Annotated in this window: 13 protein-coding genes and 1 pseudogene; 4 read left to right on the top strand and 10 right to left on the bottom strand. The window is 59.8% G+C overall.

Annotated features, from left to right (window positions below):
* Nucleotides 1-17: 17 nt before the first annotated feature.
* From FJ443_RS24145 to repA, 5 genes are all read right to left on the bottom strand, one after another.
* A complete protein-coding gene (locus FJ443_RS24145) occupies nt 18-536 on the bottom strand; it encodes an RES family NAD+ phosphorylase (RefSeq protein ID WP_140523085.1) in 519 nt (172 codons plus the stop codon).
* The gene (locus FJ443_RS24140) at nt 533-868 is read right to left on the bottom strand and encodes an MbcA/ParS/Xre antitoxin family protein (protein WP_181165405.1); all 336 of its coding nucleotides are present in this window, start codon (nt 866-868) and stop codon (nt 533-535) included. The genes FJ443_RS24145 and FJ443_RS24140 overlap by 4 nt, the downstream gene beginning before the upstream one ends.
* A gap of 467 nt (nt 869-1,335) precedes the next feature.
* A complete protein-coding gene (gene repC / locus FJ443_RS24135; RefSeq protein WP_140523080.1) occupies nt 1,336-2,541 on the bottom strand; it encodes a plasmid replication protein RepC in 1,206 nt (401 codons plus the stop codon).
* Between the two features lie 155 nt (nt 2,542-2,696).
* Nucleotides 2,697-3,662 carry a plasmid partitioning protein RepB gene (gene repB, locus FJ443_RS24130; RefSeq protein WP_140499711.1) on the bottom strand — a complete coding sequence of 322 codons (966 nt, stop codon included), beginning with the start codon at nt 3,660-3,662 and terminating at the stop codon, nt 2,697-2,699.
* 77 nt (nt 3,663-3,739) lie between these two features.
* Nucleotides 3,740-4,942 carry a plasmid partitioning protein RepA gene (repA, locus tag FJ443_RS24125; RefSeq protein WP_140499712.1) on the bottom strand — a complete coding sequence of 401 codons (1,203 nt, stop codon included), beginning with the start codon at nt 4,940-4,942 and terminating at the stop codon, nt 3,740-3,742.
* Between the two features lie 951 nt (nt 4,943-5,893).
* Here repA and FJ443_RS24120 point away from each other — a divergent pair.
* Nucleotides 5,894-6,523: a HipA domain-containing protein gene (locus FJ443_RS24120; protein ID WP_210239470.1), complete on the top strand. Its 630-nt coding sequence runs from the start codon at nt 5,894-5,896 to the stop codon at nt 6,521-6,523.
* A 490-nt stretch (nt 6,524-7,013) separates the two neighbouring features.
* Here FJ443_RS24120 and FJ443_RS24115 read toward each other — a convergent pair whose 3' ends face one another.
* Nucleotides 7,014-7,895: a LysR family transcriptional regulator gene (locus FJ443_RS24115; protein ID WP_140499714.1), complete on the bottom strand. Its 882-nt coding sequence runs from the start codon at nt 7,893-7,895 to the stop codon at nt 7,014-7,016.
* Between the two features lie 117 nt (nt 7,896-8,012).
* Here FJ443_RS24115 and FJ443_RS24110 point away from each other — a divergent pair, with 117 nt between their 5' ends.
* From FJ443_RS24110 to FJ443_RS31755, 3 genes are all read left to right on the top strand, one after another.
* A complete protein-coding gene (locus tag FJ443_RS24110; protein ID WP_140499716.1) occupies nt 8,013-8,759 on the top strand; it encodes a glucose 1-dehydrogenase in 747 nt (248 codons plus the stop codon).
* A gap of 88 nt (nt 8,760-8,847) precedes the next feature.
* A complete protein-coding gene (locus FJ443_RS24105; protein ID WP_140523077.1) occupies nt 8,848-10,248 on the top strand; it encodes a mercuric reductase in 1,401 nt (466 codons plus the stop codon).
* Between the two features lie 593 nt (nt 10,249-10,841).
* Complete coding sequence (locus FJ443_RS31755; protein ID WP_224646664.1) at nt 10,842-11,093, top strand: AraC family transcriptional regulator; 252 nt, start codon at nt 10,842-10,844, stop codon at nt 11,091-11,093.
* A 463-nt stretch (nt 11,094-11,556) separates the two neighbouring features.
* Here FJ443_RS31755 and FJ443_RS24095 read toward each other — a convergent pair whose 3' ends face one another.
* From FJ443_RS24095 to FJ443_RS24080, 4 genes and pseudogenes are all read right to left on the bottom strand, one after another.
* Complete coding sequence (locus FJ443_RS24095) at nt 11,557-11,760, bottom strand: CsbD family protein (RefSeq protein ID WP_140499719.1); 204 nt, start codon at nt 11,758-11,760, stop codon at nt 11,557-11,559.
* Nucleotides 11,761-11,895: 135 nt separating this feature from the next.
* Nucleotides 11,896-12,186: a hypothetical protein gene (locus FJ443_RS24090; protein WP_140499721.1), complete on the bottom strand. Its 291-nt coding sequence runs from the start codon at nt 12,184-12,186 to the stop codon at nt 11,896-11,898.
* A gap of 61 nt (nt 12,187-12,247) precedes the next feature.
* A pseudogene (locus FJ443_RS24085) lies at nt 12,248-12,694 on the bottom strand (MucR family transcriptional regulator).
* 633 nt (nt 12,695-13,327) lie between these two features.
* Entirely contained in the window at nt 13,328-13,549 is a 222-nt protein-coding gene (locus FJ443_RS24080; protein ID WP_140499723.1) for a hypothetical protein, read from the bottom strand.
* Between the last annotated feature and the right edge of the window lie 268 nt (nt 13,550-13,817).

Here is a 13,817-nt window from a genome sequence, read left to right as displayed (position 1 = left end):
GGATGCGGAAAAGTGCGTTATCTCCAGGACAGCTGGTCCTTCGGCAACCGGCCGCTTGGGTCGAATACGGCTACCTTGTGCGGCAGACCCGGACCCCAGTCCCAAAGGACCAGGTTACGATCCTCCTTCTCGGCGCTCGGCGCGAAACTTGGGACCACAATGCCGGCAATATTCCGAGGCCGCAGCCTGTCGTAGACGGACCAGGACGCCGGGCGCTCTCCGTCGCTAAGCGCCGTCGCCCAGGCGCAGGCCATGTCCTCGAGCGCGATAGAAAATTCTCCCCTCGCCTCGTCCGTTGTCAAATCCACGATGTCATCGAAGTCGATCTCATAGGAACACAGCACGCAAGGATCGATCCGGTGCGCGAACCCCTGGTTGGCTTCCTTGACCGCTGTCATGATGGTCAGCGCCAAATAGAGCGCCGGCACGCCTTTGGGATTTAATCGCGCACCTCTGATCGCCGCCCCTTCGCCGGAAGTCGGCTTGAATGCCCAACGTGGATCGTGTGCCCGGTAGCAGGTTCCAACGAACCTCAAGCGAAACCACCGACGGCCATATGATCGAGATAATCACGGACCGCTGCGGCCTTGCCATCCTTCACCAGCGCCTCAGCGGTGCGTCCGCCAAATGCTGGAAGCGGCTGAGCCCGATACCAAGCCATCGCCTGCTCCTTGCCACCCGCCCAATCCGTCACGCGACTGATGATCTCGAGCATTTCCCGCAGACGCCCCTGTGTCTTTACCGCAGCGCTGCGCTCTGAGCGATAAAGGGTCTCGCGCGCAAGACCGGCGGTCTGGGCCAACTGGCCCTTGGACATGCCAAAACCGTCCGCGACCTGCTCGATCGCAATCTTCCCGTTCCGGTCCATATAGGACAAGATGAGAGGTCCATTCTGCTCGAGGATCTTGAATGCAGGGGCCACAGAATTCGTCCTACCATATTGAGAGGCATATTTCTTGTGCAAAAGATATGGCAGTTCTCGGCAGCTTTCAAGCCCGGGCTGCTGCCACCGCCCGAGTACGGACGCCGATCGAGCCGACCGTGCGCGCGAGCATGTCGAGGTAGCGAGTTCGGCAAACACCCGTCGCGCCTCTGCCGCCGGCTGGAGCATTTTTGAGCCCGGTGGCTTCAGGACTGTAACGCCCCTCCCCTGCCCTGATCAGGAGCCAAACAGCCGCGGCCCAGTAAAAAACGGCATAAGCTGGGTTGATCAGAATGTTGCCCGGTCGTGCGATGACATGCAGGGGGCAAGGTCTCACACGACAAAGTCGGCTAAGCATCTACAGGCAGAGCGGTCGTTTGGTCGAGCGCCCGCACAAATTGTGGTGCTCATCATCATCCGGTCATTCTTGCTGTTGCCCCATTGGCCTTCAGGGCTGCCATGAGCATCGGTCCGACCGAAAACTCTCCCGCCCTCGCCTTGTCGGTCAGCACACGCAAGTAGCCGCCGGCCGAATTGATGTGCTGCGCCCTTTGCAGGATGCACGCAATCACGATCGCGGCAACCTCCTGGCCCATCACATGGCAGGCCTCCTCGTAAGCTGAGGGCGAAACGCCAAGGTATCCCCGCACCTGGGCGGCAGTCATCATCAGATCGCGCCAGTTTCCGATCCCGTTAACGGCATAGTCCGCAATTTCGGGACAAGCGCGCAGCACCAGTCCAATTGGGTAGCCTTTCGGCTTCTCAGCCGGAGGAGATGCTGGCTCGGCCGCCGCCCTGCTTTTTTCGAAAGCTGGTTCAAATACAAAAGTAGAGTCTGTGTTTGAATCAGATTGCTGCCGCTCATTATGGGATTCATTGGCGCTAGGATTCGTGGAATTCATAAAGCTTTCCAACATCCTATCCACTTCATCGTGGAGCTCGGCGAGATCTGCAACGATGCTCTCCAGATCGGACAGGCCGGCCCTGCGCGGTATTGCCTCCACGATAGCCCTAAACCGTCTCCAGACCGCCCCCCAATCGCCCGCGGCGCCCTCCTCGATCGCGGCCTCGACAAGCTTTTGAATATCGCGTCGATGGAGCGTGATCCGTTCGCGCATCAACTTGAGCGCCAGAGCGTCGGACCGGACCTGCTCCGCCGCTCGCTGGAATTCCGCTGCCCGTGTCAGCAGCGGCGCCAGCGAGAACCCAAATGCCTCCGCAATATTCCCGCCATGCCCCTTGCGAGCAAACCTTTTGCCGTTCGGACTGTCGCGGCGGACAATCAGCCCGCAACTCACCAGCTCGGCCAGATTCCTCCGAAGCGTGGACTCGGCCATGCCGTGCGCGCGCAGCGACAACTGTGCGTTCGACGGAAAAACCATCAAGCCGTTTTCTTCACTGACCTGGTCATCCGGGTAGAAGGACAACAGCCCGTTCAGCACTGCCAGGGCGCGGTCACCCACGCCGATGATGGACTTACCTTCACATAGCCAACGGTAGACTTGCCATTTTTCGACAGCAGATCCTTGCGGGATCTCCCGTGATGCCGCATTCGCCTGCACCAGCGCAAGCGTCATCGGCCGCCGCCCAAAGGGCGTCGTCGCGTACCCACTCTCCATTTCCCTCACCTTTCAATCAGGCAAAAGAAATCTGCTCGCCGAAACGGCGCCACGACTCTTGACAGTGATTCGGGGAAATGCGATTCTCAGCTTGCTACAGACGTGAGAAGGGCTTCCGCGACGGTGACGTTCGGGGGCCTTTTTCTTTTGCGGTCTTAGTCTCCTGTTTTCTTCGCCATTTCCGACTCCCGAAATGCCTCGAAAAGCTCATCGAGTTTGCCGGCAATGAATGTACCGAAGGGCAATGCTTCCTTGGACTTAAAGGCAAGCGTAAACACTTTTCCCGTGTCGGTGATCTTGGCCTGAACGGATTTGTCCTGGGGCATCCACGCCCGCTCCTTGGGCTTCGCTGCTGCGCGTGGGCGCTTTTCTAAGGCGCTCACAAGGTCGAACAGACGGGCAAAACGGGCCTCACTGCCTTGCTGCGCGAAATCGGCGCGGCTCACGCACTCCATGGCCTTCGCCGCCGCACCAGGATGTTCCATAAGCTTGGCAAGCTGCCACCAGCGGTCTCGGCCAACGCCTTTGGCAGCCCCTACCGCCAAAATGACCTGTTCTGGAATGGTGCTGGTCACGGAGCGCATCTTCGAGAAGGTCGTATCGTCGAGCGCGAGGGCCGACTTCACCGTATCAGGCGAATGGCCCCGCTTGAGGATGCGGTCGGCAAAAAGCGTCCGTTCGATGAAGGACAGATCAGCTCTGGCGGCGTTCTCCTGGCCTTGGGCGATGACATGGTCCCTATCGTCCATCTTCTTGACGACGGCGCGCACAGGCCGTTCCAGCTGCCGGGCAACCCTGACGCGCCTGTGGCCAAAGACAGTTTGAAAACGTCCCGAAATGTCAGGGTGGGGCCTGACCAGCACAGGAGAATCCTGGCCACGTTCCCGAATTGCAACCAGCAGCTCCTGAAACGCTTCATCGTCATCGTCGATACGGTCCGACACGAATGAGGTGTCGACCAAATCCGGATCGAGATCGACGACTGAGCCCTTCGAGAGCTCCTGGAACGACTGTATGATCGACCGTGATGCACCACGAACGGCGTAGCTCGAGACGTCCTGGGCATCGGCGACTGCCGATGCGGGACCCATGACACTTCCGAAAATGTCCTTGCGTGCCATTCAATCGCTCCGATTCGCGGCTAATGGACTGAATTCACGGCAAAAATTGCCACTATTTACTGCCGTAAACCGCGTCGTCATGTCCGTCCCCAGGCGCGGTGAATAAGTGTCGTGATCTCCGAATTCACCGCGTCGAGCGATTCAATCGCCCGGTCATAGGTTGAGCGGGTAAAAGACGACTTCTCCACCTCATAGAGCGTCTGTTTCGTCAGGCCCGCATCCGAGATCGCTGTCGATTTGAGCATGGGATTTTCGAGGATCTGGCCAGCAAGCATGGACTGCATGAAGCCGACCATCTGGGCTTGCGGAATGTCTGTCGGTTCGTACCGCGTGATCAGATAGCGGAACCAATCGAGTTCGATCGCCGCGCCAGCGGCTTTGATGGTCTTCAAGATGCCGCCGAGCATCAAAAGGAACTGGCTCATCGACATCAGGTCGAGCATTTGGGGATGAACGGTGATCAGAACGGACGTCGCCGCCGACATGGCCGTTAGAGTCAGATAGCCAAGTTGCGGAGGACAGTCGACGACGACCACGTCATAGCGGTCGTCCACCTCGGACAAGGCGTTTGCAATCCTGACGAAGAACTGCCGGCCGGCAGCGGAGGATTTGTCCTGCATAGCGAGCGGCGTGTCATACTCGTACTCTTGCAGCTCGAGATTGGCCGGAATGATATCCAGGCCAGGAAAATTCGTCGGCACGATCACATCGGAGATCGGCCGGCGCTCGTCATCGTAACGGATCGCCTCATAGAGCGAGAGGTTGCGGTCGAGTTCCGGTTGAAATCCATGCAGAGCAGACAGCGAGGCTTGCGGGTCGAGATCGATCGCGAGGACCCGGTGACCTGTCAGAGCCAAGTGCTGGGCAAGGTGGGCGGCAGTCGTTGTCTTGCCGCTGCCCCCTTTGAAATTGACGACCGCAACGACCTGGAGCTTGTCGCCGGGTTTGCGGTGCGGGACATACTTCTTGACCTCGGTCCTGCCATGCTGGTCCAGAAAATGGCGAAGTTCGAGTATCTGCGCGGCCGTGTAGGAGCGGCGCCCGGAAGGCATCTGTTCCGGCAAAGGACCCTTGCGCTCAAGGTGTAGCCGCTTCAGATTGTTTTGCGACACACCGAGATAGTGGGCGACTTCTGCCATCGAAAATGAACGCAGCGTCTTGGTCGCGTTGGGTGGAAATTTCTCCATGCGCAACTGATTGAGGCGTCGCGATATCTCAGCACCCTGCTCGAGGATTTTGTCATCGAACTCGAAGCGTGGTAGCCGCATGGCGATATTCATTCTTGTCGAAACCTGAATTGGCGCTTTTTGCGAAGAAACTATTCAACAAGCGCCATTAAGCTCCGATTCGGACAGCCCGGCAAGAAGTTTTGGGTTAACAGAAGGTTAACGCCACCAGCAGGCGTCTTACTGCCGAATAGCGAGATCATAGCGGCTGCTTGTCGTCTGAACCCAGGACTCTGCCGCTGCGTGGCTAAATGCATGTTTTCTCTGCGACAAGGGCAAGTTTTTACCGCAGTAAAGATCGCGCCAGTCAAAGGTCGAGGGTGGCACAAGCGGACCGGTGCCTGGCAGGGCGGTTCCAACCCGCCCAGCGCTGACGGACGCCATCCGCCAAGCGCTGCTCAAACCGCACAGGGGCGCTGCAATTTTTGATCCTCATTGGCGCGCCCGATTGCGATCGATCCACGGGAATCCAGTTTTACATGTCGTAAAGGGCTCTGTCGGAAATCGAGCCACTGAGATCATTGGGCAGCTCACATTGCAGCGATCCTGGTAGGGCAGGGCGGCTGCCCTTGCGACTTCAGCGATGCCGGTCGAGTCTGCCTGCCATTGCCGACCGCAAACCCGGATGGCGACGCAGGCGCAAGGGCGCCGTGACAAGCAACTTCAAGAGGCCGCAATCGTCGATCGCGGCGCGACCGGTGTTGCGTTGAGAGAAGGAGTTGAACGGCTGCGTTGAGCAGCCTGCACTCTAGACGTGCCGATATGAATGGCTCTCGAATTGGCAGAGGATAGCGAGGTGGGGTTGCCCCGCCGGTGGAGCACTCTGCGTCTGCCTGCCGAGACTGCGCTGGATCGGTACGAGAAGCCAAGTCAGGGCTGGACCACGGATCGGGCACCGCCGCCCGCCTTGCAAACATGCCTCGGCGTTTTCGAATGCGCGCACGACCAATTGAAACGGCCCATGCCACAGCTGTACGTCAGAGGAGCCAAGTTTCTGAAGGCCTCGTGAAGTCGCACGATGCCCATCTGCGCTCGCAAGCAGGCGAATTGGTTCAGCTCGTTCGCGGTATCTATGTCGATGCTGCCGATGACATCGAGACCACGATCCTGAACCATGCCGTTCGGATCGCACGTTATCTCTATCCAACGGCGTATCTGTCATCGGCAAGTGCGATTCTGCTCGGACCTACGCCGGACGGGCGGCTTTTTATCAGCGGGCGACGCAACCAGCGCACCCGCCTACGCACCCTCGAGATTATTCAAAATGAGGCGCCAGCCCACCCGTCGACGATGGGCGTTGTTGTTGGAGATGACATGGGGGAGTTGCGCACCGATGCTTCGTCCCCACGACAGGGGTTTTTGGAAGCGTTCCGGCTGCGCGGCGACCATGCGAGTGCGATACCCGGGCAGATGCGGGCACAACTTGCTGTGCGTCTCATCGGTGAGTTTGGATCGCCGCAAGCAGCCGCGGACGCGGTTTGGGCGCTCGCCCGTGAGAACAGCTGGTGTCGGGAAGGGCAGGGGCAGAACGCTATCTTTCGGCGCGGGCCGACGCCGGCAAATCGCCGGCAACAAGTCCGCATTGGAGTTTCTCGTTGCCTGGCACGGGATCTCGCTTGGACAGCTGATCCATGACGGTTTCGAGAGGCGGTGGAAGCCTGCTCACCGAACAGGCGGCACGCTGCTCATTCGCGAGACGATCCCAGGCAACTTGCCACCGTTCATCGTGTCGCTCTTGCCGGAGGAGTGGCTCGCCCACATTGCGTCAGCGCGATGGAGCGCGACGTCCTCAGAAAGCGCTGAATGTCCAAAAAACTGAAGGACCGTGCGGAGCTTGCCGATCTTCGTCGAGACACCGCAGGGCGAGCTTCTGGCCTTCTTGAAGGCCGGCCTGTTCACCGGTTCCTATGCAGGCCGGCGAGGAGGTCTCGCTGGGTCAGTAGCGGCCGTGAAGTGCCGCCAAGAGGAGTTCAGCGTTTCGGCCGGTTGACCTCGATTTATCATGAAGGCGCCGGATCTGCTCCTAGGCTCCAGCGCGTGCTGAACGCGCGCCAGAAGCGGCTCTCAATGGCGGCAAAGTGCCAGGCGAACAGTCGATCTCAGCGTAGCGGCTGCACTCTGCCTTTTAGCGCAGTGCCTGCTCCAGATAGTCGCTGAAGGCGCGGGCTTTCTGCGAAGGGCGTCGCCCGGCGGGGAACACGACAAAGGCGGTCACCGGCTCGAGGCTGTAGTCAGGAAGGATTTCAACCAGAGCTCCCGAGACAAGCTCGTCCGCGCACATCCACCTCGATGCGATCGCAATACCGAGGCCGGCGCTCGCACAAGCGATAGCACCTGCGGCAGAGCGGGTTCGCACGCGCGGGCTGACGGGCTGAACCTCGGTAACGCCTTCGCGATGGGCGGTCCAATTCTGATCGCCCGTATCACTGGGACCGCCAATGAGATGGTGCTGACTAAGCTCGGCGAGTTTTGTCGGTGTGCCGCGTCGTGCGAGATAGGTAGACGCGGCCACGAACAAACGGCGGCTAGCGGCAAGTTTACGCGCCACGAAACTGGAGTCCGGCTGGTTGCCCAGGCGGAGCGCCATGTCTGCGCCTTCTGCGACGAGATTCTCGTAGCGGTCGGACATCATGAGATCGACCTTGAGCAAAGGATGCCGCTCCAAGAAACCATGCAGCAGCGGTACGATCTGCCGCACCCCATAAGTCGCCGGCAGAGCCACCCGCAATATCCCCGACAACTGATCCGCCCCACGCGCTGCGCTCTCCGCCTCTTCGATCCCAGCAAGTGCCTCGCGCGCCCGGGAAAGCAGCGCCTCGCCGGCATCAGTTAGCGAAAGTTCGCGGGTCGTACGCGTGAGTAGCTTGACGCCCAGCCGTTCTTCCAGCGCCGCGACCGTCCGCGAGACGGAGGGTTGCGACAATCCGAACTCTCGGGCCACTTTCGAGAAGCTGCCGGTTTCCACCGTGCGAACGAACATCGCGAGTTGCTGGAGCCGATCATTCATACGGAATACGTATACATTATATGAGATCGGCAGCGCTACTCGCCGATTTGCGCATGATTTAACTCCTGAGCAACACGCCACTCAACGGCGGTTCACAAAGCTGAAAGGAGTAAGACCATGGACAATCTCAGGGGCAAAGTAGCAATAGTGACCGGCGCATCGAAGGGCATAGGCGCGGAAATCGCCCGGCAGTTCGCCGAGGCGGGCGCGGCCGTTGTCGTCAACTACGCGTCGAACAAGAGCGATGCCGACAAGGTGGTGGGCGAGATCCTGGGCGGCCACGGCAAGGCCGTTGCGATCCAGGCGGACGTAAGCAAGAGCGCCGACGTTAAGCGGCTGTTCGCCGAAACGAAGACCGCGTTCGGAAGGCCCAGTATCCTCGTCAACAATGCGGGCGTGTACCGCTTCGCCCCTTTGGAGGAGGTGACGGAAGCAGAATTCCATCGCCAGTTCGACACCAACGTGCTGAGCATCCTCCTAACGACGCAGGAAGCCGTAAACGCCTTTGGCCCTGCCGGCGGCAGCGTAATCAATCTTAGTACGATTTCGAGCACCAATCCTGTGCCGAATTCGGTCATCTATTCCGCCTCGAAGAGCGCGGTGGATACAATCACCAAGGCGCTCGCCAACGAGCTCGTGGGCCGCAATATCCGCGTCAACGCGATCGCACCCGGCATGACCGAGACCGAGGGTCTGGCGGTGGCAGGCATCGAAGGTGAGACTGCCAGAAATATCGGAGCAACCTTGCCGATGGGCCGACTGGGACGGCCCGATGACATTGCGCGCGTCGCAATCTTCCTCGCTTCGGACCAATCCGCCTGGCTGACAGGCGAACGCATCACGGCCTCCGGCGGCCAGCGTTAGGCGGCCGGCCTTTCTTCGACGGCACTGCGGGAGCGTCTTGGAGTCGGCCTCCCTCATATCCTTCATCCAGAACTGACGGAGAGAACTCATGTCTGAGCCCGAACAATATGACGTGGTGATCCTCGGCAGCGGCCAAGGCGGCAAGCTGCTCGCATGGCACCTGGCCCGCGCGGGAAAGAAGGTTGCGGTCGTGGAACGCCGATGGATCGGCGGCTCCTGTCCAGCCGTCGCTTGCCTGCCGAGTAAGAATGAACTCTGGAGCGCGCGGGTCGCACACCTCACCCGTCACGCCGCGGAGTTCGGAACGGTCATCGGACCCGCTGTGACCGACATGGCGCAGGTCCGCCGCCGCAAGCAGGACATGATCGACCGGGAGGTCGCCTTCCATCTCAACGCCTACGAAACCAGCGGCGCGGAGCTAATCATGGGGAGCGGCCGTTTTGTGGCGCCAAAGACGCTCGAAGTGGCTTTGAACGGCGGCGGCACGCGACTGCTCGTTGGTGATAAAGTCGCAATCAATGTCGGGACGCATGCGGCCATTCCGAGCATTCCCGGCCTTGAGGCGGCACGACCGCTTACACACATCGAAGCCCTGGAGCTCGATGTCTTGCCACCGCATCTGATCGTGCTCGGCGGCGGCTATGTCGGCCTTGAGCTGGCGCAGGCCTACCGCCGTTTCGGCAGCCGCGTGACCGTAATAGAAGCCGGTCCTCAACTCGTCGGCCGCGAAGATCCTGACGCCGCCGATGAGATGCGTCGGCTTCTTGCTGGCGAAGGTATCGAGTTCCTTATAGGGGCGGAGCCTCTCAATGTGCATGGCCGCTCTGGCGAAGGCATCAGCGTGGCCGTGCGCACCTCATCAGGCGAGCCGACGTTGGAGGGCAGCCATCTCCTTGTTGCGGCGGGGCGCGTGCCGAACACTGCCGGAATTGGTCTCGAAAAACTTGGCGTCGAAATCGACGGACGCGGCTACATTCGGGTCAACGAGCGGCTGGAGACGAGCGCGCCTGATGTTCTGGCGCTAGGCGAATGCGCCGGCAGCCCGCAGTTCACGCATGTCTCCGTCGACGACTTCCGCATCGTCAGGGACAATCTGGCAGGCGGCAACCGCAGCACGCGCGATCGGCTGGTGCCCTACACGATGTTCACCGACCCGCCGCTTGCCCGTGTCGGGCTAAGCGAAGGCGAAGCACAACGCCAGGATGTCAGCGTGCGCGTCGCAAAGTTGCCGATGAGCAGCGTCTTGCGCACCGAAGCAACTGAGGAAACCCAGGGGTTCATGAAGGCTGTCGTGGGCGGGGATGATGACCGTATCCTAGGGTTCACGATGATCGGTTCCGAAGCCGGCGAGGTCTTGGCTGCCATCCAGACTGCCATGCTGGCGAAGCTGCCGTACCCGAAGCTTCGCGATGCCGTCATCACGCACCTGACGATCGCAGAGGGACTAGGAGCTCTCTTCTCCAACGTGCCGCCTAGGTCGAATCAATAGCGATGAAAACATCACAGGCAGGTCCAGTTGATATGACGGGATCTGCCTGCGTCTGACCTGCACATTAAAAATTGACGCTCGAGCGACGCAGCCAACGGTCTGCATCGGATCGGTCCCGACTATGCAACCGGGCACCTCAACGTTCTCCCCGGACTGATCTGTATTTCGAAGCTGCGGGTTCGTTCTCCGGTGCGGTCCTTGAACGGTTCTGTAATCAGAAGCAGCCCGGCCACGAGACTTTTCCTGCAAAGAAACGTCGGAGGGCCATAGCGACAACAACGCAGAGGGAAAGATCGCCTATCGTAACGGCCGAGGTACCGTTGCAAGCATCTGGATCTTGGATGTGAGGCGGTCGATATCTCTTCGACCTGATTTCGAGAAGGCTACCGCGCGGGGTTCTCTGGATCGCCAATGTGCGTATGCTATGCGCGGACTATCGAACAATAACGAATTGTTTTTCGTGAGGGAGCTGAGAGGCGCCACAGGGTGTTCCCACCGGGAGGTAACAAGGTCGAAGATGCGGCGCAATGATGATTTTCCGGAATGGATTTCCGTAACTGATGCAGCGCCGCATCCACAGATGAACGAAAAAGGTGGGCTTTCTGCCCGCAATGCCCGGGGTGCAGGAATTCCTGAGCGCGAACTTCTCGCGCAAATTAGCGCTTGCCGATATGGCCGCGGTTTGCGGGCTTTCATCCTCTCATTTTGTGCGGGCTTTCTCCAGGACAGTCGGGGCGCCGCCGCATCACTACGTTCTCAATCTGCGGCTCGACTTGGCGGAGAGACTGCTTGCCGACAAGCGCATGGCCATTGCGGAGATCGCCCATGTGAGCGGGGTTCTCTAGCCAAAGCCACTTTACGACCGTCATGAAGAAATGCCGGCATCTAACGCCGGCGCAGGCGCGGGTGGGCAAGGTTATACGCGAAGCTTAGGCTGCATGCTGGAAGGCGGCTGGGCGCGAGGAGATGGAGGACGGCGTGTCGAGCGTTAACATAAGCGTCGGGCCATTGCACGTCGCTCGATGCGTGACTGGATGCGGGCTTCCGCTGGCTGGCTGAAATTTGGTTGGCCTTTACCGCCGCAAGGCGCGCCGCAAGCTTGGCAGGGGCGCAGGAAGAACCAACCCATTGGGATCTCCAGAGCTTCAGCTTCGGCGGAGGCAAAGGGTCGACGTGGTGCGCGGCTCGACGCACCGTACAGGGCCAGCAGCGGCATGCGGCGAAGCGCAGGCCAGTCTCCCTGGTTCGATCCCGGAAGTCCATCTAGATCGATTGAGACAAGCGGAACCTAATTCCATAACCTGGTATCTACCAGCCCTGCCGACCATACCAGTCATCGACATCTCGGCGTACGCGATCCTTCTCGATGCCGTAGCGTTCCTGGATCAGGCCCTCGAGCTGATCGCGTTTGCCGCCAATGCGGTCGATATCATCATCAGTGAGCTTGCCCCACTGTTCCTTGACTTTACCTTTGACCTGCTTCCAATTTCCTTCGACGCGGTTCCAATCCATCGTGGCTTCTCCTTCGAATCACACATCGGAAGAACGGACAAATCGCCCTCGAGTTCCGCTATAATCGGGAGAGGCGGGCTGGGAAGATGGTGGCGCACGTTGGTTTGATCGGCGCGATGATCATTGCGGAAGTTTCTAAGCGCTCCCATCCGTTTCGCTATCCTCATCGATTTGGCGCACCGGCAGGTAGGCGTTGGTTTCCAGCCACTCGCGCAACACAATCTGAATGAGATCTGACCGGCCGATCTTCATCTCTCCGGCGATCGAGTTCAGCGCGTCTTCTGTTGCCGGCTCCAGGGGAACGCCAGCGACGTTTCGCAGCATCAAGGCGGCGCGGCGAAGGATAACTTGAAGATCCGGCCGCGGCATGTCCGCGATGCGGTCGGCGGCACGCTCAAGCTCTTCGGCAATGGATGCGCGGGTCATGGCTCCATTTTTGCCACACCGGCGGTGGCCTGCCCAGTACAAGGGCAGGATTTAGTTCGCGTCAGGCGACTTTGGCCGTGGGTTTGGCAGGAGGTTTCTTCCGAGGGACCGGCTTCCGCCCCAGACCCGACGCCTTTGCCAAAGCGGACCGCTGTTCCGCATAGTTCGGCGCCACCATCGGGTAGTCGGCTGGCAATTTTCACTTGGCACGGTATTCATCGGCCGTCATGCCAAGGTAACGAAGGTGGCGTTTCAGCGATTTGAACTTCTTGCCGTCGTCAAGACAGATGATGAAGTCCGCAGTAACCGACTTCTTTGGATTGACCGCGGGGACCTGCATCTCAACTGCCGGCGCGGCAGGCTTGCTCAGACCAGGCAGGGAAGCGTGTAGAGACGCAATGAGGTTTGGCAGTTCGCCGGCCGGCACGGGGTTGTTGCTGACATATGCGGCGACAACACCCGCGGTTAGCTCGACAATCTCAGTGACACTATTGGTCCGCTCCGGCAATTATTGGAACTCCTATTGCTTCGGCACCTTCTACTTGGGATTTGCCTCTTCGCAATTCGCGAAAGAGCAAAACGTTCTGCGGTTGTAGATTGGCGCGATCGTATACGACCGCGCTGGCGGGTGTCCCGGTGTTTCATACTCTCAAGATGATGCAAAGCCAGGCGACCAGAAGATCGCGCCAAAGCCTCGAAATTGCGGCCTAATTCGGCTTCACGTCGCGGTGCAGGCAGTCCTGCACTTCAATCGACGTTCAGGGGCCGCATCTCGAACGCTGGCGACGCGGATGTCCGTCGCGCGCTCCACGATGCTGACGGCGGCGAACCGCCGGTCCGCATTTCGCGGCAGGAGCGGCGCAGCCCGGTTGCCGTGCTGTTTCATCATATTCGGTCATCAGCGAAAGTCGCTGACCTGACCTTGGTCGTGTGTGACGCGTATCGACATCATACCGGGTTGGCGTCCGGTCGTCACCGTCGACCCTTCGATGAGGACGCCGCCTGAATGGCGCTTGGCGCCCCAATCTTGTCAACTCCTCCACGACAAATTCGGCCATCGATGGCTCCTGAAAGCCCGCCCAGCGCGTCAGCCGTATCCCGCGGTTTTCTGGATCCAGTGCTCGGCCTCTAGTGCTGCAAATTATTCTGGAGACTTGAGGTTCCGGTAACTTGCGAATTCGAACTCACTGATCTTGCGCGTGCCGAGATCGGTGACGCGCACCCAGGGTTTGCCGGATGTTCGCCCGGGCTTCAGTGGTCGCTGGACGACCTTCACAACGGCATGAACATGGCTGTGGGCTTCCACTGAGGTGGTGCTGATCACCTTCGTGCCGTTCATCGCCTCAACTTTGAAACTTGCCATCGGCCCGATCTCTCCGAGGCGATCCTAGCCAAGTCCGAATTCGAACGGAACTGTCGTGGCTGTTGCTGGTGAACAGGAATTGCTTGCTAAGGTGCTGGTGCACGAAGGCGGCTATTCGAAAGATGGGCGGCCTTGTTCGCTTAGATGCAACTGATGGTTTGGGGAGCGTTGCTACCCTTGGCCAGCATCGTCCTCCGCTGGCCGGCTCCGATGAAGCCCGTCACTGTTTCCGCAGTGGCGGGCTTTTTAACATCCGCTGACTGTGCGT

The sequence above is a fragment of the Mesorhizobium sp. B2-6-1 genome, assembly GCF_006440475.1.
Taxonomy (GTDB): Bacteria; Pseudomonadota; Alphaproteobacteria; order Rhizobiales; family Rhizobiaceae; genus Mesorhizobium.
The sequence above is the reverse complement of the archived record's forward strand: the minus strand, read 5'-3'. Positions and strand labels throughout refer to the sequence as shown.